This is a genomic window from Pseudomonas fluorescens (assembly GCF_004683905.1).
GTDB classification, from domain to species: Bacteria; Pseudomonadota; Gammaproteobacteria; order Pseudomonadales; family Pseudomonadaceae; genus Aquipseudomonas; species Aquipseudomonas putida_A.
In genome coordinates, this window is sequence record NZ_CP038438.1 from 1406809 (window position 1) to 1428910 (window position 22102).

The following is a 22102-nucleotide window of genomic DNA, read 5'->3' on the forward strand; positions in this document are numbered from 1 at the left end:
ATTTGTCAGGCAGGGGGGCGAGCAGGCCGCTTCAGTTCAAAGAACGGGGGGATAGGTTCTGCGCAATTACAGCAAAAGCCTGATACCCATTTGCCCAGAACCTGGCAGTTGGTGGATGAATTGAGCCTCAGCTGTATCTGTGAGCCTTGCCGGTTTTTTCCTATGCTGGGGGACTGAGCCTGTGACAAGGCTACTCCTGCCCGACTCAACGAGAGCATGACCATGAGTGACAACCGCCAGTGGGCCCGCGAAGCCATCCGCATCATCGAAGCGGACTTCCAGCGCAGCGCCGACACCCATCTGATCCCCTTGCCGCTGCCAGGTTTTGCGGGAATTGAGCTGTACTTCAAGGACGAATCCAGCCATCCCACCGGCAGCCTCAAACATCGTCTGGCGCGGTCGTTGTTCCTGTATGCGTTGTGTAACGGGTGGCTCAAACCCGGCGCGCCGGTGATCGAGGCGTCCAGCGGTTCGACGGCGATTTCCGAGGCGTATTTCGCGCGCATGCTCGGTTTGCCGTTCATTGCGGTGATGCCGGCGACCACCTCGAAAGAGAAGATCGCGCAGATCGCCTTCTACGGTGGTCAGAGCCATCTGGTGAAAGATCCGACGCAGATTTACGCCGAATCCGAACGTCTGGCCCGCGAGCATGGCGGCCACTTCATCGACCAGTTCACCTACGCCGAGCGGGCCACCGACTGGCGGGCGAACAACAACATCGCCGAGTCGATCTTCCAGCAGATGCGTTTCGAGAAACACCCGGAACCGAGCTGGCTGATTTCCAGCCCCGGCACCGGCGGCACCACCGCGACCCTCGGTCGTTACGTGCGTTACCGCCAGCATTGCACCCGGGTGCTGTGCGCCGACGCCGAGCGCTCGGTGTTCTTCGATTATTACCAGACCGGAGACGCGAGCCTGCGTCTGGACTGCGGTTCGCGGATCGAAGGCATTGGCCGGCCTCGGGTGGAAGCGTCGTTCCTGCCCAAGGTTATCGATGCGATGGTCAAGGTGCCGGACGCCTTGTCGCTGGCGGCCATGCATTATCTGGCGCAGCGTCTGGGACGGCATGTCGGCGGGTCGAGCGGCACCAACCTGATCGGCGCGCTGATGGCGGCGCAGCAGATGAAAGCGGCGGGGGAGTCGGGGTCGATCGTGGCGATTCTGTGCGATGGCGGCGAGCGCTATGCCGACACCTATTACGATCAGGGCTGGCTGAAGGCGCAGGGCTATGAGCTGGAGGGATTGATTGCGGCGGTGGCGGCGAGTGCCGAACGGGGTGAGGCGCTGCCAACCACAGTGCTGCGCGCAAATATCTAAAGCCAGACTCGGAAACCAATGTGGGAGCGGGCTTGCTCGCGAAGGCGCTGTGTCAGTCAACATTGTCGTCGACTGACACAGCGCCTTCGCGAGCAAGCCCGCTCCCACAGGAGGTTGGTGTTACTTCAAGACAGATGTATCAGGCTTCCAGACCAAGAATGTCCCGCGCCACGGCCTCGGCAATCCGAATCCCGTCGACCCCCGCCGACAGAATCCCACCGGCATAACCCGCACCTTCACCCGCCGGGAACAGACCTTTGACGTTCATGCTCTGCAGCGACTCGTTACGCGTGATGCGCAGCGGCGACGAGGTGCGGGTTTCGATCCCGGTCAACACCGCATCGTGCAGCGAGTAGCCGCGAATCTGTTTCTCGAACGCCGGCAACGCTTCACGAATCGCTTCGATGGCAAAGTCCGGCAGCGCCAGGGCCAGGTCGCCCAGGGCCACGCCCGGTTTGTACGACGGCTCGACTTCGCCCAGTTCGGTGGACGGGGTGCCGTTGATGAAGTCGCCGACCAGTTGCGCCGGGGCCTTGTAGTCGCTGCCGCCGAGGATGAACGCGTGGGATTCCAGACGCTCCTGCAACTCGATCCCGGCCAGCGGGCCGCCCGGGTAATCGACTTCCGGGGTGATGCCGACGACGATCCCGGAGTTGGCGTTACGCTCGTTACGCGAGTACTGGCTCATGCCGTTGGTGACCACGCGGTTCGGCTCGGAGGTCGCTGCAACCACGGTGCCGCCCGGGCACATGCAGAAGCTGTAGACCGAACGGCCGTTCTTGGCGTGGTGCACCAGTTTGTAGTCGGCAGCGCCCAATTTGGGGTGGCCGGCGTACTTGCCCAACCGCGCACGGTCGATCAGCGACTGAGGGTGCTCGATGCGGAAACCCACCGAGAACGGCTTGGCTTCCATGAACACGCCACGGCTGTGGAGCATGCGGAAGGTGTCACGGGCACTGTGACCAAGGGCCAGAACCACGTGTTTCGAATGCAGGGTTTCGCCGCTCGCCAGTTCGACGCCGACCAGTTGGCCGTCTTCGATCAGCACATCGGTGACGCGCTCCTGGAAGCGTACTTCGCCGCCCAGGGCGCGGATCTCTTCACGCATGGTCTCGACCATGCCGGTCAGACGGAACGTACCGATGTGCGGTTTGCTAACGTAGAGGATTTCTTCCGGCGCACCGGCCTTGACGAATTCGTGCAGGACTTTGCGGCCGAGGAACTTCGGATCCTTGATCTGGCTGTACAGCTTGCCGTCGGAGAAGGTGCCCGCGCCGCCTTCGCCGAACTGCACGTTGGACTCGGGGTTGAGCACGCTTTTACGCCACAGGCCCCAGGTGTCCTTGGTGCGCTGACGAACTTCGGTGCCGCGCTCGAGGATGATCGGCTTGAAGCCCATCTGCGCCAGCAGCAGGCCGGCGAAAATCCCGCACGGGCCGAAACCGACCACGATCGGGCGCTGGCTCAGGTCGCTCGGCGCCTGACCGACGAATTTGTAGCTGACATCCGGCGCCACGTTGACGTTACGGTCGTCGGCGAACTTGCCCAGCACCTTGGCCTCGTCGCGCACGTTGAGGTCGATGGTGTAGATGAAGCACAGTTCGGAGGACTTTTTTCGCGCGTCGTAGCTGCGCTTGAACAAGGTGAAATCGAGCAAGTCATCGCTGGCGATGCCCAGGCGCTGCACGATGGCAGCACGCAGGTCTTCTTCGGGATGGTCGATTGGCAGCTTGAGTTCGGTGATTCGTAACATGGCGAGGATCCGGATTCGCGGGGCGCACAACTGCGCCAGGGCGTTTGAAGGCCGCGATTATAAGCCGCAAAGGCCGGATCCGGTGAGGCTAAAACGCTCAGTCGTTGCGCGATCCGCCGAAATACCCGCAACCACGCTCGACCTTGCCGTCGATGCGCAGCTCGGCGCTCATGTGCTGCACGCTGCCGGTGCTGCTGTCGACGCAGCGCTGCGGCGCGACCCACAACTCGATGCGCTGGTTGTTGGCTTCGCTGCTCAGGTTGAAGCGGCCGCCCCAGTTGCTCCTCGACATACGGCACGGCCAGTGCCGGCTGGCCTTCGCGGTCGATGACCATGCCCTTGCCGCTGACTTTGACGTTCCATTCGGGACCGTGGCCGGCGGCACGCAGGATCAACAGTTTGAAATTCGGGTCATCGCACGCGGTGCCGGAGCGCTCGACGCGATACAACTGGCCAAGGTCGAGGCGGTCGCCGGCGATCCTCCCGCGCACATCGGCAAACAGCTTGCCCTGCTGATCGGCGAGGGTCGCAGCCTCTTGCAGCACGCTGGTGCCGCCGATGTCGTTGACCACGTACTGACGCTGTTCGCCACACGGCTGGAACACCAGTTTGCCCTCGGCTGCCGTCAACTGCCCCTGCATCCGGGTCTGCCCGACGTGGGACGCGCTCTCACGCGGGCCATCGAGCAATTGGCAGGCGGCGAACAACGGCAGCAGGGCAACAACGATCAACGAACGGGCAACACGCATCTTCGGCTCTCCAGACAAGTGCCGCCACGTTACGCAGGCTGACCGTTGATCACAAGGGTTTAGCCTACGTGAAAGGTCTGACCGGTTTGCAGGCCTTCGACACTTTTCGCGTAGGCCAATGCCACATCGGCTGCCGGAACCGGCTTGTAGCCACGGAAGTAGGGGGCATAGCTGCCCATCGCTTCCAGCAGCACGGTCGGGCTGATCGAGTTGACGCGCAGGCCTCGCGGCAATTCGATGGCGGCCGCTTTGACGAAGCTGTCCAGGGCGCCATTGACCAGTGCCGCCGAGGCGCCGGTGCGGATCGGGTCGTGGCTGAGCACGCCGGTGGTGAAGGTGAACGAGGCACCGTCGTTGGCGTATTCGCGGCCGATCAGCAGCAGGTTGACCTGGCCCATCAGCTTGTCTTTCAGGCCCAAAGCGAAACTGTCAGCGTTCATCTCGCCGAGTGGGGCGAAGGTCACGTTACCGGCGGCACAGATCAGCGCGTCGAACTTGCCGGTCTGCTCGAACAGCTTGCGAATCGATGCGCTGTCGCTGATGTCCACCTGGAAATCGCCGCTGTTGCGACCGATACGGATGACTTCGTGACGCTGGCTCAGCTCTTTGTCCACGGCCGAACCGATGGTGCCGGCGGCACCGATCAACAGAATCTTCATGGGCTGTTCCTCAATGGGTTGAACGAGGTTTCAGTCTAGAGTGGTTTTTTCTGCGGATAAGCGCACTAATAGGCAACCTTTGGTTTTCAAATGGAAACAATCCATGAGCGAAATGGATGATCTGGCGGCGTTTGCGGTATTGATCGAGGCCGGCAGTTTTACCCTGGCGGCGCAGCAACTGGGTTGCAGCAAGGGCCAGTTGTCCAAACGCATCAGTCAGCTGGAAGCACAGTTTTCCGTGGTGTTGCTGCAACGCACGACGCGCCGTCTGAGCCTGACTGCCGCCGGCGCCGCTTTGCTGCCACAGGCGCAGGCGCTGGTCGTCCAGGTGGAGCGCGCGCGGCAGGCATTGGCGCGTTTGAAAGACGACATGGCCGGGCCGGTGCGGATGACGGTGCCGGTGTCGCTGGGGGAAACGTTTTTCGATGGCTTGCTGCTGGAGTTCTCGCAGCAATACCCCGAGGTGCAGATCGAGCTGGAGCTGAACAACCACTATCGCGACCTGTCTCGGGATGGCTTCGATCTGGCGATTCGCTCCGAGGTGGCCAATGACGAGCGGCTGGTGGCCAAGCCGCTGCTGGCGTGGCAGGAAATGACCTGCGCCAGCCCGGCGTATCTAGAACAGTTCGGCGAACCGCTGACCCCGCAGGAGCTGGCCGAACACCGCTGCCTGCTCAACAGCCACTACAGTGGTCGCGAGGAATGGCTGTATCACCAACAGCACGAATTGCTGCGGGTGCGGGTGTCGGGGCCGTTCGCCAGCAACCATTACAACCTGCTGAAGAAAGCCGCACTGGCCGGCGCCGGTATCGCACGATTGCCGTCGTACCTGCTGCAAACGGAGTTGGCTGATGGCCGGTTGCGCTGGCTGCTGCGCGATTTTCAGACGCGCCGGATGCCGATGTATCTGGTGCACCCATACCAGGGCGGTTTGCCCAAACGCACGCAAGTGCTGGCGGATTATCTGATTGGCTGGTTCAAACGCAGCGGCGAGGCGCTGGATCGCCTTCAGCGCTAACTCATTTCCTGTAGGAGTGAGCCTGCTCGCGATTGCGTAAGCAAATTCAACAGAAATGTTGGCTGGATTACCGCTATCGCGAGCAGGCTCACTCCTACAGTTTGTGGTCAGCTGGCAAAACGTCGTGCGATCAGGTGATCGATCGACAATTTCCCCGGTCCGGTCGCCATCAGGTACAGCAACACCGCCGCCCAAGTGCCGTGGGTCGGGTAGGCATCGGGATAGACGAACACCTCGATCACCAGCGTCATGCCCAGTAGCGCCAGCGCTGAAAACCTCGTGGCGAAGCCGATCAATATCAGCACCGGAAAGAAGTGTTCGGCAAACGCCGCCATGTGCGCGGCGATTTCCGGTGACAGCAGCGGTACGTGGTATTCGCTCTGGAACAACGGAATCGTCGAGTCCGCCAAGCGTGGCCAGCCGAGTTGAACGGTGCCGTCGATCAAGTCGATGGCCAGCCCCTCGACCTTGGTCTGCCCGGACTTCCAGAACACTGCGGCAATCGAGAACCGCGCGATGAAGGCGATCAGGCTGTGGGGGATTTTTTCCATGAGTCCGATGGCGCGAGTGATGAGGTTGTTCATGGCGATACCTTGGTGTTCAGGTCGGTGATGGCGTTGTGGCCGATCAGCAGGGCGAGCGTCTGCGGCAGATCGAAGGGCGGACTGTCTTGCGCCGCGTCCAGCAGCGCTCGATGATTGAGCAGATGGCGGATGAACACGCTGGCGCCGTGATCGAGAGCAAAGACCTCGACCTCCAGGCCGTTGCGCAGCACCAGTGCGTGTTGCCCTTGATGGATGTCGATGCCTGCCAGCGTCGCTTCTCCTTGATGCGCCGCCCAGATCGAAACCACCGCGTAAGCCGAATCGAGCAGGTGCAGCGAGGGATGCAGGGTGATGTCCAGTTCGGCGAGTGTTTGCGGATCGGCCAGTGCAGCGCTGATCTGTTGCGCACTGACCGTCGCGGCATCGGCGGCGTGATAAGCGCGGGTGCGCAAGCGTTCGAGCCGTGCGACATCGGCCAGATACGGCACCTCGGCCGCCGGTTCGAATGCGTCAATGAAGTCCGCCAGACCGTCGCCGTAACGGCTCATCAACGGACTGTGCGGTGGCTGTTGCTGGATGAAAATGCTCGCCATGGCGCGAAAGAATTCCTCGCCGACCAACTGCTGCACCACCGGATAACTGTCGGCCAGCGCGTTGATCAACGAACCTTGCACGTTATTGCGATACACCAGGAATCGGCTGGCAGGATCGGCACCGTTGGCGCTGCACAGGCCGGCGGGGCAGGGCAGGCGAGTGTCGAGCAGGGCGGCGCTGAAGTCGGCTTGCGTGCTCATGGCCGACTCCCAGCGTGCAGCAACAACGCTTCGGCCTGCTGCGCCTCGGCCAGCAGCACATTGAACGCCGGGACCTGATTGTCCCGCTCGATCAAGGTTGCCACCGGGCCAACGCGTTCGAGCGCCTGTCGGTATAGCGCCCAGACCGCGTCATCAATCGGCGCGCCGTGATCGTCGATCAGCAAACGGTCGCCGAGGCTGTCGGCATCTTCGGCGAACCCGGCCAGATGAATCTCGCCAACCGCGTGCAAGGGCAGTGCGTCGAGGTAGGTCAGTGGATCGCGTTGATGATTGACGCACGAGACGTAGACGTTGTTGACGTCGAGCAGCAGACCACAGCCGCTGCGGCGGATCACCTCGGTGATGAACGCCGGCTCGTCGATGGTCGAGCGCTGGAACGCCAGATAAGTGGCGGGATTCTCCAGCAGCATCGGCCGTTTGAGGCTGTTCTGCACTTGATCGATGTGTTCGCAGACGCGGTTCAGCGTCGGCGTGTCATACGCCAGCGGCAGCAGGTCATTGAGGAACACCGGGCCGTGGCTCGACCAGGCCAGGTGTTCGGAAAAGGATTGCGGTTGATAGCGCTCGATCAGCGTTTTCAGGCGTTGCAGGTGTTGAGCATCCAGCGACCCTTCGGCCCCGATGGACAGCCCGACACCGTGCAGCGACAGCGGATACTGCTCGCGGATCAACCCGAGAAAATGATGAAACGGACCGCCGTCGACCATGTAGTTTTCGGCGTGGACTTCAAAGAAACCGATGTCCGGTTGGGTGCCGAGCACTTCAATAAAGTGCCCGGTCTTGAGCCCCAGCCCCGCGCGGGGCGGGAGCCCGCAGAGGGCTGCCCGAGTGCGCGGTGGGACAGTTTCGCTGGTGGTCAACATGAGCGTCACTCGGGCAGGCAATGGTTCAGGATTTGGCTTTATAGGCTTCCATCTGACCGAAACCGGTCGGCGAGGTCTTGCTCTCGGTGGTGGTGCAGGTGCCTTTTGGCACGAACTTCCACGAGTTGGCCTGGTAGTCCATCTTCGCTGTGCCGGCACAGGTAGTGCCCGCGCCCGCGGCGCAATCGTTGTGACCCTTCATGGCCACACCGAAGCATTTTTCCATGTTGCTGTTGTCGGCGGCATTGGCGCTGGAAACGGCAGTCATGCTCAGGGCGGAACCAAGAGCCAGAACCAGTGCAGCGGCGGACAGGGTGCGAGTGGTAGCAGTCATGATGTTTCTCCAGATTTGAGCTTGGGTTTTACAAGCGAAGTGCGCTTGCTTACCCCACTAGAGAACGCTCATGGCGATGCGTTACAGCGCAGTGCAAAGTTTTTTCGAAAAGATTTTCGAACACTGCAATCCACTGTGGGAGCGGGCTTGCTCGCGAAGGCGGTGTGTCATCAAACATCAATGGCGTCTGACACTACACCTTCGCGAGCAAGCCCGCTCCCACAGGGGATCTGTGTTGGATTCAATCTATCTGCCAGGCACAAAAAAACGGCCCGAAGGCCGTTTTTTATTGGGCGAAATGACTCAACCGCCGAGGTACGCCTCGCGCACTTTCGGGTCGGTCAGCAGCGCTTCACCGGTGCCTTGCATGACCACGCGGCCGTTCTCCAGAACGTACGCACGGTCAGCGATTTTCAGCGCCTGGTTGGCGTTCTGCTCGACCAGGAACACCGTTACACCGTCCTTGCGCAGCTGTTCGATGATGTCGAAGATCTGCTGGATGATGATCGGTGCCAGGCCCAGCGACGGCTCGTCGAGCAGCAGCAGTTTTGGCTTGCTCATCAGCGCACGGCCGATGGCAAGCATCTGCTGTTCGCCACCGGACATGGTGCCGCCGCGCTGGTTGAAGCGTTCTTTCAGGCGCGGGAACAGGCCGAGGACCTTGTCCATTTGCTCCTGATAGTCGCCCTTGTCGGTGAAGAAGCCGCCCATGGACAGGTTCTCTTCGACGGTCAGCCGGGCGAACACCCGACGACCTTCCGGCACCACGGCGATGCTCTTGCGCATGATCTGCGACGAGTCCTGACCGACCAGCTCCTCACCCATGTAGCGGATGCTGCCGCTGTGCGCCTGCGGCGAACCGCAGAGCGTCATCAGCAGCGTGGACTTGCCGGCACCGTTGGCGCCGATCAGGGTCACGATCTCGCCCTGACGGACTTCGACGTTGACGCTGTGCAGGGCCTGGATCTTGCCGTAGAAGGTGGAAACGTTTTCGAACTGCAGCATTTACGCTTCCCCCAGGTAGGCTTTGATCACTTCAGGATTGTCGCGGATCTGATCCGGCGTGCCGTCGGCCAGAGGCGTGCCCTGGTTGATCACGACGATGTGGTCGGAAATGCTCATGACCAGTTTCATGTCGTGCTCGATCAGCAGCACGGTGACGTTGTGCTCTTCACGCAGCACGCTGATCAGCGCCTTGAGGTCTTCGGTCTCCTTCGGGTTCAGACCGGCGGCCGGTTCGTCGAGCATGAGGATCCGCGGACGGGTCATCATGCAGCGGGCGATTTCCAGACGGCGTTGCTGACCGTAGGCCAGGGTGCCGGCGGTACGGTTGGCGAACTCTTTCAGATTGACCTTTTCCAGCCAGTATTCGGCATATTCCATGGCCTCGCGTTCGCTCTTGCGGAACGCCGGGGTCTTGAACAGGCCGGACAGGAAGTTGGTGTTCAGGTGACGGTGCTGGGCGATCAACAGGTTCTCGACCGCCGTCATGTCCTTGAACAACCGCACGTTCTGGAAGGTGCGCACCACGCCCTTGAGGGCAATCTTGTGCCCCGGCAGGCCCTGGATCGGCTCGCCGTCCAGCAGGATGCTGCCGCCCGAGGGCTGGTAGAAACCGGTCAGGCAGTTGAACACGGTGGTCTTGCCCGCGCCGTTCGGCCCGATCAGCGCCACCACTTGTTTTTCCTTGACGGTCAGGGCCACGCCATTGACCGCCAGCAAGCCGCCGAAGCGCATGCTCAGATTTTCAACCTTAAGGATCGGGCGGCTCATTTTCGCATCTCCGCTCTTAGTTTAAGTTCTGGGCGTTGCATCGGCAGCAGACCTTGTGGACGCCAGATCATCATCAACACCATCAGCGCACCGAACATCAACATCCGGTATTCGCTGAACTCACGCATCATTTCCGGCAACAGGATCATCACCACGGCCGCGAGAATCACGCCCAGTTGCGAGCCCATGCCACCCAGCACGACGATGGCGAGGATGATCGCCGACTCGATGAAGGTGAACGATTCCGGCGTCACCAGACCCTGACGGGCAGCGAAGAAGCTACCGGCGAAACCGGCGAAGCTCGCCCCCAGGGTGAACGCCGACAGCTTGATGATCGTCGGATTCAGACCCAGCGCACGGCAGGCGATTTCATCTTCACGCAGCGCTTCCCACGCACGGCCGATCGGCATGCGCAGCAGGCGGTTGATGATGAACAGCGCTGCCAGCGCCAGCAACAGGGCAACCAGGTAGAGGAAGATCACCTTGTTGATCGAGTTGTATTCGAGGCCGAAATATTCGTGGAAGGTTTGCATGCCTTCCGCCGCTTTACGTTCGAAGGTCAGACCGAAGAACGTCGGTTTCTCGATGTTGCTGATGCCGTTCGGGCCACCAGTGATGTCGGTCAGGTTACGCAGGAACAGACGAATGATTTCGCCGAAACCGAGGGTCACGATCGCCAGATAGTCACCGCGCAGACGCAACACCGGGAAGCCCAGCAGGAAGCCGAACGTCGCCGCCATCAGGCCGGCAATCGGCAGGCAGATCCAGAAGCTCAGGCCGTAGTAGTGCGACAGCAGCGCGTAGCTGTAGGCGCCGACGGCGTAGAAACCGACGTAACCGAGGTCGAGCAGACCGGCCAGACCGACGACGATGTTCAGACCGAGGCCGAGCATCACGTAGATCAGGATCAGCGTGGCGATGTCCACCGCGCCACGGGAGCCGAAGAACGGCCACACCAGTGCACCGAGGATCAGCGCAATGATGATGTAGCGTTGGGTGGTCGGCAGGGTCAGGAAGTTGCTGGCCTTGGCCGGGATCAACGGCAGGCCCGGCGAGGATTTCCACGCCTTGCTGATCTGCTGGTTGAACAGCACGCGCAGGAACATCAGCACCGAGCACACGGCGATGGTCGCCAGAATGGCCGGGCTGGTGCCGTGCACTTCGAGGTTGATGCCGACGATGGTCAGTTTCAGACCGAGTACCGGGTAGGCCACGGCCCACACCAGCAAGGCACTGAACAGTGCCTGTTTAAGATTCCTAGTCATACTTTCTCAACCTCCGGACGGCCCAGAATGCCGGTCGGACGGAACAACAGCACCAGAACCAACAAGCCGAAAGCCACGACGTCCTTGTACTGGTCGCCGAAGATATCGGCGCCAAAGGCTTCCGCCACCCCGAGCACCAGCCCGCCGAGCATCGCGCCGGGGATGCTGCCGATCCCGCCGAGTACCGCAGCGGTGAAGGCCTTGAGGCCGACGAGGAAACCGGCGTTGGGGTTGATCACGCCGTACTGCATGCTCAGCAGCACAGCCGCAACGGCTGCCAGCGCGGCACCGATGACGAAGGTCAGGGCGATGATGTTGTTGGTGTTGATGCCCAGCAGGTTGGCCATCTTGATGTCTTCGGCGCAGGCGCGGCAGGCGCGACCCAGGCGAGAGCGGGAGATGAACAGCGTGAGGCCGAGCATGGCGACCAGGGTCACCACGAACACCACGATTTGCATGTAGGAAATCAGCACTTCATGTGCGCCACCTGGCCCGATGGAGAAGTTGCCGGGGATCAGGTTGGGGATGGATTTGTCCTTGGAGTCTTGCGCGAGCAGAACCGTGTTCTGCAGGAAGATCGACATACCGATTGCGGAAATCAGCGGGATCAGACGGTTGCTGCCGCGCAGGGGGCGGTAGGCGATCCGTTCGATGCTGTAACCGTAGGAACTGGTGACGACGATGCTCGCGATGAACGCGGCGGTCATCAACAGCGGGACGTTGTCGATTCCCATCATGGCCAGCCCGGCGATGGCGATGAACGCCACGTAGGAACCGATCATGTACACCTCGCCGTGGGCGAAGTTGATCATTCCAATGATGCCGTAAACCATCGTATAGCCGATGGCGATCAGGGCATACGTGCTGCCAATGGTCAGGCCATTAACCAGCTGTTGGAAGAAGTGATAGATGTCAGGCATTACAACGCTCCTAAAAACCTGATACGCATTTCACTGGTGGAGTCATTTTCCCGCCCGGCCCCGTGGATCTTTATCCACTTCGAATCCGGGTTTTGCCAGCGAACCGCTGATGACGGTTTTGAGATTTTCAGGTGGGGAGACTGGCGGATCACGCCAGCGCGGCCCATACATTCGTAAAACAAAGCCCACGGCACGCCGTGGGCTTTATTGGCAGTCAGTCAGGGCGCGCCTTACTGAGGCGAAACTTCAGTTTTCGGTTTGCCGAAGTGCCACTCGTAAACCACAAATTTGAAGTCCTTCAGGTCGCCCTTGGCGTCGAAGCTCAGGTCGCCGGTAGGGGTCTTGAAGGTGCCGGCGTGGATAGCTTCGGCCACTTTGGCAGGGTCTTCGGATTTGGCTGCGGTGATACCGCCGGCAATCACTTCAACCGCCGAGTAGGAAGGGAACACGAACGGGCCGCTCGGGTCTTCTTTCTTCGCCTTGAAGGCATCAGCCAGGGCAACGTTGGCCGGATCCTGGTCGAAGGATTTCGGCAGGGTCACCAGCAGGCCTTCGGAGGCGTCTTTGGCGATCTGCGAAATGGAGTCGTTACCCACGCCTTCCGGACCCATGAACTTGGCTTTCAGGCCTTTTTCCTGAGATTGACGCAGGATCAGACCCAGCTCCGGGTGGTAGCCGCCGTAGTAGACGAAGTCGACGTTGGCTTGCTTGAGCTTGGCGATCATCGAGGAGAAGTCCTTGTCGCCGGCGTTGACGCCTTCGAACACGGCGACTTTCACGCCTTTCTTCTCCAGGGTCGCTTTGACTGCGGTAGCGATGCCTTCACCGTATTGCTGCTTGTCGTGCAGTACGGCGACGATTTTCGGCTTCACGTGGTCGGCGATGTAGTTACCGGCGGCAGGGCCCTGGGCGCTGTCCAGACCGATGGTGCGGAAGACCATTTTGTAACCACGGGCGGTGATGTCCGGGCTGGTGGCAGCCGGGGTGATCATCACGACGCCTTCGTCTTCGTAGATGTCCGAAGCAGGCTGAGTGGAGCTGGAGCACAGGTGACCGACCACGAACTTGACGCCGTCGTTGACGACCTTGTTCGCCACCGCTACCGCTTGTTTCGGATCGCAAGCGTCATCGTATTCAACGGCTTCGAGTTTCTTGCCGTCGACGCCGCCCTTGGCATTGATCTGCTCGATGGCCATTTTCGCGCCACTGAACTGCATGTCGCCGTATTGGGCTACAGGACCGGTTTTAGGGCCGGCGATACCGATCTTGATGGTGTCAGCGGCGAACGAATGGCTGGCAACCCCGGCCAGAACCATAGCGGCAAACAGTTTGGAAATCTGCTTAGTAGCCTTAGTCATAGTGCTCCACTCTTACTGTTGTAATTTTTTTGAGTTCTGGCGCCGCAGCAGCAGAACCGGGTCAGATATCTTTGCGATACCCTCCGGAAATGCCCCCGGCAACTGTACCGGTACAGTGTAGAGCGCCGGTTGTTGGCCTGGGAAGCAGGCGCCGAGGGGCAAAACTTGGGGGTGTCGCATTTTTGAATGAAAAAGACAGAATTGCGGCGGGGCTTTCGCGGGCATATATCCCAAACACCAGCATTCCTTGGCGTTCCTGCTCTTTTCGTTCGGTGAAGCCATTTGCAACCGGGTTTTTCTGCCGGACCACCGACGTTATCATTCGCGTCGATTTCTTTTCCGGACAGTCCCATGAATCAAGAACCTAGCACCCTCTATGCCAAGCTGCTTGGTGAAACCGCATCTATTACCTGGAAAGAGCTGGAGCCGTTCTTCGCCAAGGGTGCCCTATTGTGGGTCGACCCGGCTCTGGATTTGATCGCCGCCGCCGAGGCCGTGGCCTCGGATGATGGCGAGAAAGTCGCCGCCTGGCTGGCCGAAGACAAGGTCGCCAAGCTGTCTGAAACGCGGGCGCTGGATATTTTCGAACGTGATCCAGCGCTGTGGGCGGTGGTGGTGAGTCCGTGGATTCTGATCCAGGAAAGGGCGGTCGCCTGAGCTCGCGCACCTTTGTAGTGCGTGAGACCATCAGCGAAAAGTGTGTAGCCGAGTAGCGTGATGGCACGTTGCCGTAGAGAAAGGCCACAAGCCTGGGTGGCCTCACGGTGACGTAAACGTAACGGGAACAGTTTATTGAGCAGCCTGAGGGCTGCTTAATTGTTTCTGGATATTGGAAGGGCTGAGATTTTCAGGGAATTTGAGGGCCCCATCGCGAGCAGGCTCACTCCTACAGGGGAACGCATTTCAACTGTAGGAGTGAGCCTGCTCGCGATAGGGGCAACTCGGATCTGGATCAGACCGAGTAAGTCTTCCCGGTATGGTTATTCAAGGAAATAACCTTGGTCTTGCCGATCCGGTGACGGTAGATCTCGCGCAGGTACTTGATCGACTTCTTCACGCAATCGCGCGACAGGCGAATGTCGTTGATCGAGACGAACTTGTCCTTGTCGTTGATCAGCTCGCGGTACTTCTTCTCGTACATCGGTTTGATCGCGTACCAGTTGGTGTCGAGGATCTTCGCCGGGTTCTCGAAGTCGTTGAGCAGATCGTCGATGCGGTCTTCGTCGAACTCTTCATTAATGATGAAGTCGAGGATCGAGTTGTCCAGAGTCTCGTCGAAACGGTACGGGGTCTTGGCGAAGCAGCGCTTGATGAACGCCACGATCAGGGTCAGGAAGTCGTCCGACAGGCACGGGCTCTTGGCGATCAGGGTGGTCAGCGACAGGTTGGCCGAGGCACCGATCACCAGCGCATAACGCTTGAGCGTGGTGTTGGGGAACAGGCTGTTGAGGTGGGTCTTCAACCGGTTCAGGTCCATGTACGACAGCTTGTAGTCTTTGGGCAACGAGACGATCGACACCACCGACGAGCAGTTCTTGAAGAAGTGCAGGTCGTGCAGCGCCGCGGCGTCGTAGCCGGAATTCTTGTACTGCTCGAGCGAGGCGCGATAGCGCTTGGATTCGATCGGCAGCAGGCTGATGCCTTCGATGGCCTGGGTGACTTTATTGAAGTGCGGCAGGTCGATCGAACGGAAGAACAGGTCGTCGATGTTCAGACGCTGTGGCTCTTTGTCGAAGACCTTGAACTTGTCGCTGCTCGGCGGCGGGGTTTCCGGCACCACCGATTCGGCGTAGGCAATCGCCACCGGGCCGGCCAGACTCATGAACAGGTCGTTGGCATCCAGGCGAATGGTTTCGCCGATGTCGATGCCGGCGCGGCGGAAGTAGTTCTGGTCGTAGTCGGTGGTCACCGCCTGCGCCGTCAGTATGTTGAAGATCTGCTGCGAGATGTACTGGTTGGCGTGCTTTTCCATCGCATTGACATCAATGTTCTGGATGTTGCCGTCATCGCTCTCTTCGGCGTAACGCATGATGTCGTTGGAGATCAGCATCATCGCGTTCCATGGGCGGATACGGCCCATGACGCTGGCTTCGCTGCTGTCTTCATTGGCGAAGTTGTAGGAGAAATCCCATTCCTCCGACAGGTATTTGCACAGCAGGCGTCCGGCGTTGATGTGCAGCGCCTCGGACATTTCACTGCGGTGGTCGGAAATGTTCGGCAGCACGCAGATGCCGCTGGTGAAGATCGGCTCGAACACGAACGAATGCCCGCTCTTGCCGTCGTGTTCGTCCATCGGCTTGGTGTCGAACGTCTTGTTCATGTACGAGTGCTGCTGGGCCAGGCCGAACTCCGAGGCCATGCCCGAACCGGTACCGCCGCCGGCACTGAAGATCGAGAAGTACAGGCGCGACTGGTTGGCCTTGATGCCGCAGCTGTCGATCAGGTACGAGTGGATCATTTTCCAGTCGGGGCTGGAGAAGCGCTGGGTGTCCTTGTTGAGGATGATCTTCGCCAGATACTGGCCGAGGATCGGCGCGTTACCGGCGCCACCGGCGTGGACTTCGGACAAGTCCATGATCTTCATTTTGCTGTAATCGCGCAGGAAGCCGCTTTTCTCGCCCTTGCGCGAGAAGCGGATGCGCCCGGCGATGTCCTTGTCGAGGTCGCCGAGCATCACCAGCGGTTCGACGAGGAACACCGGTTTGCTCGACTTGTTGGTGCCGATCCGCAGGTTGTTTTTGATCCACTGCGCCGGGCTGTAGCCCTTGTCGGCCAGACGGCGGTCAGCAGCGCGGTCTTCATTGTTGAATTCGTTGAGGTAGAACTTGCGCGCGTTGTACACCAGCTCCGCGACGTCGAGTGCGATGTTCGAGCCGCAGCGACCGAGGCCGATCAGGCACACCGACGGAAACTCCTGATCGTTGTGCTGTTCGTTGTCGCCTTCCAGGTGCGGTGGACGCGGGAACACCAGATCACGCAGGCCATCGAGGTTGTCGAGGATGCGGTCGGTGTTGGTTTCGGTGTAGTACAGATATTGCTGAGTGCCCAGCGGGCGCGAGGGAGGCAATGGCTTCGATGATGACGGGCTGTTTGCGGCAGGGCTCAGGGTCAGATCGGATACCGCAGTGGCGGGATTGTTTTTAGAAGTCATTGTGCGCCATATACCTGGACTGGTTGGTCCGCTGACCAGTGTCAGCGAGCCTCACGGAATAAGATCTCGCGTCTTTTATTGCGCGAATTTGGCCCGGGCGTCAGGGGCTTGGCCTGATCGTCGCACGGGGGAATCCTTTCCTGATCGCTCATGAATCGGCCATTATTCAGTGATCTTTAATCAAAAAGAGGCGAAATGATGTCAACGCTCCCTTCGTTGGGTTTTGCCGGAATCGGCCTGATGGGCCTGCCGATGTGCCGCCGTTTGCTGGCTGCCGGCTACCCGTTGACCGTGTGGAATCGCAACCCGGCCAAGTGCGCGCCACTGGTCGAAGCCGGCGCCCGGCAGGTGGCAAGCCCCGCTGAACTGTGCGAGCACGCGGACGTGGTGATGCTCTGTCTGGCCGACACGGCAGTGGTGCGCGAGGTGGTGTTTGGCGCCGGGGGTGTCGCTGAAGGTGCGAAAAGCGGCCAGTTGCTGGTGGACTTTTCCAGCCTCGAACCGACTGCTACCCGCGAGATGGCAACCGAGTTGGCCGGCAAGACCGGGATGAGCTGGCTCGACTCACCGGTGTCCGGCGGCGTGGTGGGGGCCGAGGCCGGCAGTCTGGCGATCATGGTCGGCGGCGCGGTGGCGGATCTGGATCGGGTGCGCCCGATGCTGCTCAGCCTTGGTCAACGGGTCACGCACATGGGTGGCATCGGCGCCGGGCAAGTGACCAAGGCCTGCAACCAGATGATCGTCGCCTGCAATGCGCTGGTGATCGCCGAAGTGGTGGCGCTGGCCGAACAGGCCGGGGTCGATGCGAGCCTGATTGCCGAAGCGCTGGCCGGTGGTTTTGCCGATTCGAAACCGTTGCAGATCCTCGCCCCGCAAATGGCCGAGAGCCGTTTTGAACCGGTGAAATGGCACGTGCGCACGCTGCTCAAGGACCTCGATACCGCAGTGAAATTCTCCCGCGAACAAGGCTCGGCCACGCCGATCAGCGGATTGGCCGCACAATTGATGCGCCTGCATGGGGCGCAGGGATTTTTGCAGAAGGATCCAGCGACACTGGTACAAATGTACCGCGCGCCAGACTCAACGGATTGACCGCGTGCGAGTGTTTGCGCTGATTGATTTCTTCCAGCACCGGGCGTAACTCGTCCAGCGGCACCGGGCGGCTGAGCAGGTAGCCCTGAATGAAATCGCAGCCTGAGCGCTCGAGGAATTCGTACTGTTCCAGGCTCTCCACGCCTTCGGTCACCACCTGCAAATGCAGGGTGTGGGCCATGACGATGATCGCCTGGACGATCTCCATGTCGGCGGTCGCCGTGGGAATGTCGAGGATGAACGAGCGGTCGATCTTCAATGTGTTGAGCGGCAGGCGCTTGAGGTAGGCCAGCGATGAATAGCCAGTGCCGAAGTCGTCGATCGACAGCGACACCCCGAGGGCGCGGATCTGCCGCAGCAGCACCAGGGTGTTGGCGATGTTGCCCATCAGCGCGTTTTCGGTGACTTCCAGTTCCAGCCGTTCCGGCGCAACGCCAGCGCTGCGCAGTGCGCTTTCGATCTCATCGGCCAGCTCTTCCCGGGCAAGGTTGAGCGGCGAGCAGTTCCAGGCGATTTTCAGGTCGTTGCAGCCATGCCGCGTCAGTTCGCCAAGGTCAGTGCAGGCCCGGCGCAACACCCAGTTATCCAGTTCGGCGATCAGGCCATTGGTTTCGGCAATCGCGATGAAGCGATCCGGGGCCAGCAAGCCATGCACCGGATGCTGCCAGCGGATCAGCGCTTCGAGTTTGGTCACTCGACCGGTTTTCAGTTCGAAGATCGGTTGGTAATACAGCGTCAGCCCGTTTTCTTCGCGCAGGGCCTGGCGCAGTTCTTCTTCCAGTTGCAGTTCGAGGCTGGCGCGGGTCTTCATGTTGGCACTGAAAAAATGCAGGCCGTTACGCCCGGCGCCCTTGGATTGATACAGCGCCAGATCCGCGTGCTTGAGCAGTTCTTCGCAGGTGGTGCCGTCGTCCGGGAACAGGCTGATGCCGATGCTGGTGGTCATCACCATACGGCGGCCGGCCAGTTCGATCGGCTCCTTCATTTTCAGCATGATCCGTTGCGCCATGTTGCGCGCTTCCTCACGTTCACGCAGGCTGATCAGGATGCAGAACTCGTCACCGCCGAAGCGGGCGACCACGTCTTCATGGCTGCGCACCGAGCCTTTGATGTGATTGGCGATGACTTTGAGCAGGGCGTCGCCGGCGTCATGGCCGAGGCTGTCGTTGATTCGCTTGAAGTGGTCGATGTCGAGAAACATCACCGCGAGCATGCCGCCCTCGCTGGTTTTCTGGCTGAGTTTCTCGGCGAAGATCTGGTTGAATCCACGGCGGTTGATCAGGTTGGTCAGCGCGTCGTAATTGGCCACTTGCTGCAATGACATCCGCGCCTGATCGAGCTGGCCGAGCAGGGCGTTGACCCGGCGCAGATCCTGCTCCTTGTTCTGCAGTTTCTTGTCGGCGAGTGCCGCGCTGATCGCGCTGCCGAGAATCAGCAGGATGATCAATGCGACGGTCAGGCCCAGTTGCAGGTAATTGGTTTCGCCACTCAGGGGCGGCACTGCGCCCTCGGGCACCACCAGATGCAACGCGGCCATGCCGGTGAAGTGCATGCTGATGATGCCGGCGCCGAGGATCACTGCGGCGGTGTATTTGAGCAACTGATGAAAACGGCCGCTGCCTTCACGCAGATAACCGGCGACCCACAGCGCGGCGAAGCTGGCGCCGATGGCAATCACGATCGACAGGCAGAACAGCAGCGGCTGGTAATACGCAGTGGCCACCGAGTGCATCGCCGCCATGCCGACGTAATGCATGCCGGCGATGCCCAGGCCAATGACGATGGCGGTTTTCAGGTATTGCATCAGCGAGGGTTGAGGCACGCTCAGGGTGTGCATCGCCAGCCATGAGGCGAGCAGGGCGATCACCAGGGAAAACAGAGTGGTGGCCAGTTCGTAATGGATTTCCAGCGGCGCCTGGAATGCCAGCATGGCGATGAAGTGCATGGCCCAAATGCCGCCAGCCAGGCAGGTGGCGCCGATCCAGCGCCAGACCCGTTGCGAACCCGGATCTTCGGCGTGGCCAACCCGCTCGGCCATGTCGAGGGTGGCAAAACTCGCGGCGCAGGCGACCAGATAGGCCACCAGCACCAGCAAGGGATTGTGTGTGCAATCGAGAATGACCTGCCCGCTCTGCGGCAGCTCGGTAACAAACTGCAAACCAAGCCACTCCATAGCATCCCCGTCTGTGAAGTCGTCCCTGCTGCGTCAGCAACGCAGGCGAATGAGAGGAGTATAGAGGCGGTTTTTGCCATGCAAGCGGTAGTGGCACATTGGCGCCAACCATTTCGGCATGAGCCTTATAGCGATTGGCGCTAAACCATCAGGCGCTTTGGTCGTAAGGGATCTGATTCCATTCCGGTTCGAGCGGCGGCAAGCCGAAGCGGGCGCGCGCCTTGTCGCAATCGACATTCTGTTCGCCGTATTCCCAGGAAGCATCGAATTCGCGGCAGGGACTGGAGCGTTGCTCGTAAATCGAGCACTGCACGTTACTGCCCACTTCACCGATCAACGCCGTACACCGCGGCGATTTGCAGTCGGTGCCGTTCATCGCTACCCGACTGGGACTGATCTGCGTCACCAGTTCATCGGGCACCGTACCGCCGGAGGAGGCGCATTCACCCCAGAAAAAAGACACGCGAAAATGGGAACAGCAGGCACCGCAATTCAGACACGGACTGACTTCGGACATGGGGAGGGTATCAAAGGGGTTGATCGGCGAATCCGGACGGATCCGGCGGCTATTCTAGGCTTCGCCATGAACTTGGGAAGGGGGGCGCGAAAGTATTTTTTTGTAGCCGGGTTTTGCCGCGAAACCCCCGGTTTATGGGGGATTGCAGTGTTATCAAGGGCTTACGTTTCGTTACAGTGCCATGGCCCGTTATCAGGCTGACGAATGATCACAGACAGCCCCGGCAGGCCTGTCTAGATTGCAGGTTCCGGGCTCGGATGCGTCGGCAGTGAAGCCCACATAACAATAAAGAGACGGACCCATGCAGAACTCGACCCAAGCGGCGAATGCCTGGCGCATTCTGTTCCTGTTGTTCCTTGCCAACCTGTTCAATTTCTTCGACCGCACCATTCCGGCGATCATCATCGAGCCGATCCGCATGGAATGGCACCTCAGCGATTTTCAACTGGGAATCGTCGGCACCGCGTTCACCCTGGTTTATGCGATCGCGGGCCTGCCGCTGGGGCGCATGGCCGATACTGGTTCGCGCAGCAAACTGATGGGCTGGGGCCTGGCAACCTGGAGCGCGCTGACGGCGGTCAACGGGCTGGTCGGCAGTTTCTGGAGTTTCCTGTTGGTGCGCATGGGCATCGGCATTGGCGAGGCCAGTTACGCGCCGGCCGCCAACTCGTTGATCGGTGACCTGTTCCCGGCGCACCGTCGGGCGCGGGCCATGGGTATTTTCATGCTCGGCCTGCCGTTGGGCCTGTTGCTGGCATTCTTCACCATCGGCGCGATGGTCAAGGCATTCGACAGCTGGCGCGCGCCGTTCTTTATCGCGGCGGTGCCGGGGCTGATCCTCGCGGTGTTCATGTTCTTCATCAAGGAACCCAAACGCGGCGCGGCGGAAACCGTGCAGGTGTCCCAAGAGAGAGTCGACAAGCCTATCCGCCGGGTGCTGGCGGTGCCGACATTCCTGTGGCTGGTGATGGCCGGTTTGTGCTTCAACTTCGCCACCTATGCCTGCAACTCGTTTCTGGTGCCGATGCTGCAGCGCTACTTCCTGATGCCGTTGCAGGAGGCGGCGGTGGCGACCGGCGTGATCGTCGGTGTCACCGGGTTGATCGGTCTGACCCTCGGCGGCTGGATCGCTGACAAGATTCATCAACGAGTCGCCAACGGCCGGCTGCTGTTTGCCGGCTTCAGCCTGATCATCTCGACCCTGTGCACCGCGTGGGCGCTGCACGCCGGACGGGTCGAGATCGGCGTGTTCGTCGCGGTGTTCAGCGTCGGCTGGCTGTTTGCCTATAACTTCTACACCTGCGTGTACACGGCGATTCAGGACGTGGTCGAACCACGCCTGCGGGCCACGGCGATGGCGCTGTTCTTTGCCGGGCTGTACCTGCTCGGCGGCGGTTTGGGGCCAGTGGTGGTGGGGGCCTTGTCCGATCATTTCGCCAAATCGGCGATGCTCTCGGCGGGGGCCGAGCAGATGACTGAGGCGTTCAAGGCTGTCGGGCTGCATGACGCGATGTACCTGATTCCGGTGGCGCTGTTCTTCACCATGGTGTTTCTGTTTCTGGCGGCGCGGTGTTTTGTGCGGGATGCGCAGCGGATGAAGGAGGGGTTGGTGGCAGTGGTTGAGCCTGATGTTTCTGTGGCGACTGCATAACCGCCTTCGCGAGCAAGCCCGCTCCCACATGGGAACGCATTCCAAACTGTGGGAGCGGGCTTGCTCGCGAAGGGGCCATCAGCATCAGCCGATAAATACCAGACAAACAAAAAGGCCCGCATCACTGCGGGCCTCTTCATTTATAGCGG

19 protein-coding genes and 1 pseudogene are annotated in these 22102 nt (G+C 60.5%); 5 read left to right on the forward strand and 15 right to left on the reverse strand.

What is annotated here, in order from left to right:
• The first annotated feature begins 222 nt into the window (after positions 1–222).
• Complete coding sequence (locus E4T63_RS06390) at positions 223–1317, forward strand: PLP-dependent cysteine synthase family protein (RefSeq protein ID WP_098967560.1); 1095 nt, start codon at positions 223–225, stop codon at positions 1315–1317.
• A 139-nt stretch (positions 1318–1456) separates the two neighbouring features.
• Here the strand turns inward: E4T63_RS06390 and E4T63_RS06395 are convergent, their stop codons facing one another.
• The 3 genes and pseudogenes from E4T63_RS06395 to E4T63_RS06405 all read right to left on the reverse strand — a co-directional run bounded on the left by E4T63_RS06395 (position 1457) and on the right by E4T63_RS06405 (position 4478).
• Complete coding sequence (locus tag E4T63_RS06395) at positions 1457–3070, reverse strand: NAD(P)/FAD-dependent oxidoreductase (RefSeq protein ID WP_135295099.1); 1614 nt, start codon at positions 3068–3070, stop codon at positions 1457–1459.
• A gap of 97 nt (positions 3071–3167) precedes the next feature.
• Positions 3168–3819: pseudogene (locus E4T63_RS06400) on the reverse strand (COG3650 family protein).
• 59 nt (positions 3820–3878) lie between these two features.
• Positions 3879–4478, reverse strand: coding sequence for a short chain dehydrogenase (locus E4T63_RS06405; RefSeq protein WP_135295100.1), 600 nt, complete (start codon positions 4476–4478; stop codon positions 3879–3881).
• A 103-nt stretch (positions 4479–4581) separates the two neighbouring features.
• On the opposite strand from E4T63_RS06405, the gene E4T63_RS06410 reads away from it, so the two are divergent.
• Complete coding sequence (locus tag E4T63_RS06410) at positions 4582–5496, forward strand: LysR family transcriptional regulator (RefSeq protein WP_135295101.1); 915 nt, start codon at positions 4582–4584, stop codon at positions 5494–5496.
• A 107-nt stretch (positions 5497–5603) separates the two neighbouring features.
• On the opposite strand, the gene E4T63_RS06415 is transcribed toward E4T63_RS06410, so the two are convergent.
• The 9 genes from E4T63_RS06415 to E4T63_RS06455 form a co-directional block, all read right to left on the reverse strand.
• Entirely contained in the window at positions 5604–6080 is a 477-nt protein-coding gene (locus E4T63_RS06415) for a DoxX family protein (protein WP_135295102.1), read from the reverse strand.
• Positions 6077–6835, reverse strand: coding sequence for an HvfC/BufC N-terminal domain-containing protein (locus tag E4T63_RS06420; RefSeq protein ID WP_135295103.1), 759 nt, complete (start codon positions 6833–6835; stop codon positions 6077–6079). Before E4T63_RS06420 ends, E4T63_RS06415 begins: the two co-directional genes overlap by 4 nt.
• Positions 6832–7719: an MNIO family bufferin maturase gene (gene bufB / locus E4T63_RS06425; protein ID WP_135295104.1), complete on the reverse strand. Its 888-nt coding sequence runs from the start codon at positions 7717–7719 to the stop codon at positions 6832–6834. The genes E4T63_RS06420 and bufB overlap by 4 nt, the downstream gene beginning before the upstream one ends.
• Before the next feature lie 25 nt (positions 7720–7744).
• Positions 7745–8053, reverse strand: a complete 309-nt coding sequence (locus E4T63_RS06430) for a BufA1 family periplasmic bufferin-type metallophore (RefSeq protein WP_027614378.1) — start codon at positions 8051–8053, stop codon at positions 7745–7747.
• 303 nt (positions 8054–8356) lie between these two features.
• The gene (locus tag E4T63_RS06435) at positions 8357–9058 is read right to left on the reverse strand and encodes an ABC transporter ATP-binding protein (RefSeq protein ID WP_003222380.1); all 702 of its coding nucleotides are present in this window, start codon (positions 9056–9058) and stop codon (positions 8357–8359) included.
• Positions 9059–9826 carry a high-affinity branched-chain amino acid ABC transporter ATP-binding protein LivG gene (livG, locus tag E4T63_RS06440; protein WP_135295105.1) on the reverse strand — a complete coding sequence of 256 codons (768 nt, stop codon included), beginning with the start codon at positions 9824–9826 and terminating at the stop codon, positions 9059–9061. It abuts the gene before it with no gap.
• Positions 9823–11091 carry a high-affinity branched-chain amino acid ABC transporter permease LivM gene (locus E4T63_RS06445; RefSeq protein WP_135295106.1) on the reverse strand — a complete coding sequence of 423 codons (1269 nt, stop codon included), beginning with the start codon at positions 11089–11091 and terminating at the stop codon, positions 9823–9825. Before E4T63_RS06445 ends, livG begins: the two co-directional genes overlap by 4 nt.
• The gene (gene livH / locus E4T63_RS06450) at positions 11088–12011 is read right to left on the reverse strand and encodes a high-affinity branched-chain amino acid ABC transporter permease LivH (RefSeq protein ID WP_027614381.1); all 924 of its coding nucleotides are present in this window, start codon (positions 12009–12011) and stop codon (positions 11088–11090) included. Before livH ends, E4T63_RS06445 begins: the two co-directional genes overlap by 4 nt.
• Positions 12012–12241: 230 nt before the next feature.
• Positions 12242–13369, reverse strand: coding sequence for a branched-chain amino acid ABC transporter substrate-binding protein (locus tag E4T63_RS06455; protein WP_098967574.1), 1128 nt, complete (start codon positions 13367–13369; stop codon positions 12242–12244).
• Positions 13370–13720: 351 nt separating this feature from the next.
• Here E4T63_RS06455 and E4T63_RS06460 point away from each other — a divergent pair, with 351 nt between their 5' ends.
• Positions 13721–14026, forward strand: coding sequence for a DUF2288 domain-containing protein (locus tag E4T63_RS06460; RefSeq protein WP_047292130.1), 306 nt, complete (start codon positions 13721–13723; stop codon positions 14024–14026).
• Positions 14027–14321: 295 nt separating this feature from the next.
• Here E4T63_RS06460 and E4T63_RS06465 read toward each other — a convergent pair whose 3' ends face one another.
• Positions 14322–16520, reverse strand: coding sequence for a hypothetical protein (locus E4T63_RS06465; RefSeq protein ID WP_135295107.1), 2199 nt, complete (start codon positions 16518–16520; stop codon positions 14322–14324).
• A 195-nt stretch (positions 16521–16715) separates the two neighbouring features.
• Here E4T63_RS06465 and E4T63_RS06470 point away from each other — a divergent pair, with 195 nt between their 5' ends.
• Positions 16716–17612, forward strand: coding sequence for an NAD(P)-dependent oxidoreductase (locus E4T63_RS06470; RefSeq protein ID WP_167797065.1), 897 nt, complete (start codon positions 16716–16718; stop codon positions 17610–17612).
• Here E4T63_RS06470 and E4T63_RS06475 read toward each other — a convergent pair.
• Positions 17503–19785, reverse strand: a complete 2283-nt coding sequence (locus tag E4T63_RS06475) for a putative bifunctional diguanylate cyclase/phosphodiesterase (protein ID WP_135295109.1) — start codon at positions 19783–19785, stop codon at positions 17503–17505. The genes E4T63_RS06470 and E4T63_RS06475 overlap by 110 nt on opposite strands.
• Positions 19786–19933: 148 nt before the next feature.
• Entirely contained in the window at positions 19934–20302 is a 369-nt protein-coding gene (locus tag E4T63_RS06480) for a YkgJ family cysteine cluster protein (RefSeq protein ID WP_098967577.1), read from the reverse strand.
• A 301-nt stretch (positions 20303–20603) separates the two neighbouring features.
• Here E4T63_RS06480 and E4T63_RS06485 point away from each other — a divergent pair, with 301 nt between their 5' ends.
• The gene (locus tag E4T63_RS06485) at positions 20604–21953 is read left to right on the forward strand and encodes a spinster family MFS transporter (protein WP_027614388.1); all 1350 of its coding nucleotides are present in this window, start codon (positions 20604–20606) and stop codon (positions 21951–21953) included.
• The last annotated feature ends 149 nt before the right edge of the window (positions 21954–22102 follow it).

Coding starts and splice junctions, on each gene's coding strand:
- E4T63_RS06460 (WP_047292130.1), top strand. CDS start 13,721: ATGAATCAAGAACCTAGCACCCTCTATGCCAAGCTGCTTGGTGAAACC.
- E4T63_RS06445 (WP_135295106.1), bottom strand. CDS start 11,091: ATGACTAGGAATCTTAAACAGGCACTGTTCAGTGCCTTGCTGGTGTGG.
- E4T63_RS06405 (WP_135295100.1), bottom strand. CDS start 4,478: ATGAAGATTCTGTTGATCGGTGCCGCCGGCACCATCGGTTCGGCCGTG.
- E4T63_RS06390 (WP_098967560.1), top strand. CDS start 223: ATGAGTGACAACCGCCAGTGGGCCCGCGAAGCCATCCGCATCATCGAA.
- E4T63_RS06435 (WP_003222380.1), bottom strand. CDS start 9,058: ATGCTGCAGTTCGAAAACGTTTCCACCTTCTACGGCAAGATCCAGGCC.
- livG (WP_135295105.1), bottom strand. CDS start 9,826: ATGAGCCGCCCGATCCTTAAGGTTGAAAATCTGAGCATGCGCTTCGGC.
- E4T63_RS06420 (WP_135295103.1), bottom strand. CDS start 6,835: ATGAGCACGCAAGCCGACTTCAGCGCCGCCCTGCTCGACACTCGCCTG.
- E4T63_RS06475 (WP_135295109.1), bottom strand. CDS start 19,785: ATGGAGTGGCTTGGTTTGCAGTTTGTTACCGAGCTGCCGCAGAGCGGG.
- E4T63_RS06480 (WP_098967577.1), bottom strand. CDS start 20,302: ATGTCCGAAGTCAGTCCGTGTCTGAATTGCGGTGCCTGCTGTTCCCAT.
- E4T63_RS06465 (WP_135295107.1), bottom strand. CDS start 16,520: ATGACTTCTAAAAACAATCCCGCCACTGCGGTATCCGATCTGACCCTG.
- E4T63_RS06395 (WP_135295099.1), bottom strand. CDS start 3,070: ATGTTACGAATCACCGAACTCAAGCTGCCAATCGACCATCCCGAAGAA.
- livH (WP_027614381.1), bottom strand. CDS start 12,011: ATGCCTGACATCTATCACTTCTTCCAACAGCTGGTTAATGGCCTGACC.
- E4T63_RS06410 (WP_135295101.1), top strand. CDS start 4,582: ATGAGCGAAATGGATGATCTGGCGGCGTTTGCGGTATTGATCGAGGCC.
- E4T63_RS06430 (WP_027614378.1), bottom strand. CDS start 8,053: ATGACTGCTACCACTCGCACCCTGTCCGCCGCTGCACTGGTTCTGGCT.
- E4T63_RS06415 (WP_135295102.1), bottom strand. CDS start 6,080: ATGAACAACCTCATCACTCGCGCCATCGGACTCATGGAAAAAATCCCC.
- bufB (WP_135295104.1), bottom strand. CDS start 7,719: ATGTTGACCACCAGCGAAACTGTCCCACCGCGCACTCGGGCAGCCCTC.
- E4T63_RS06470 (WP_167797065.1), top strand. CDS start 16,716: ATGATGTCAACGCTCCCTTCGTTGGGTTTTGCCGGAATCGGCCTGATG.
- E4T63_RS06485 (WP_027614388.1), top strand. CDS start 20,604: ATGCAGAACTCGACCCAAGCGGCGAATGCCTGGCGCATTCTGTTCCTG.
- E4T63_RS06455 (WP_098967574.1), bottom strand. CDS start 13,369: ATGACTAAGGCTACTAAGCAGATTTCCAAACTGTTTGCCGCTATGGTT.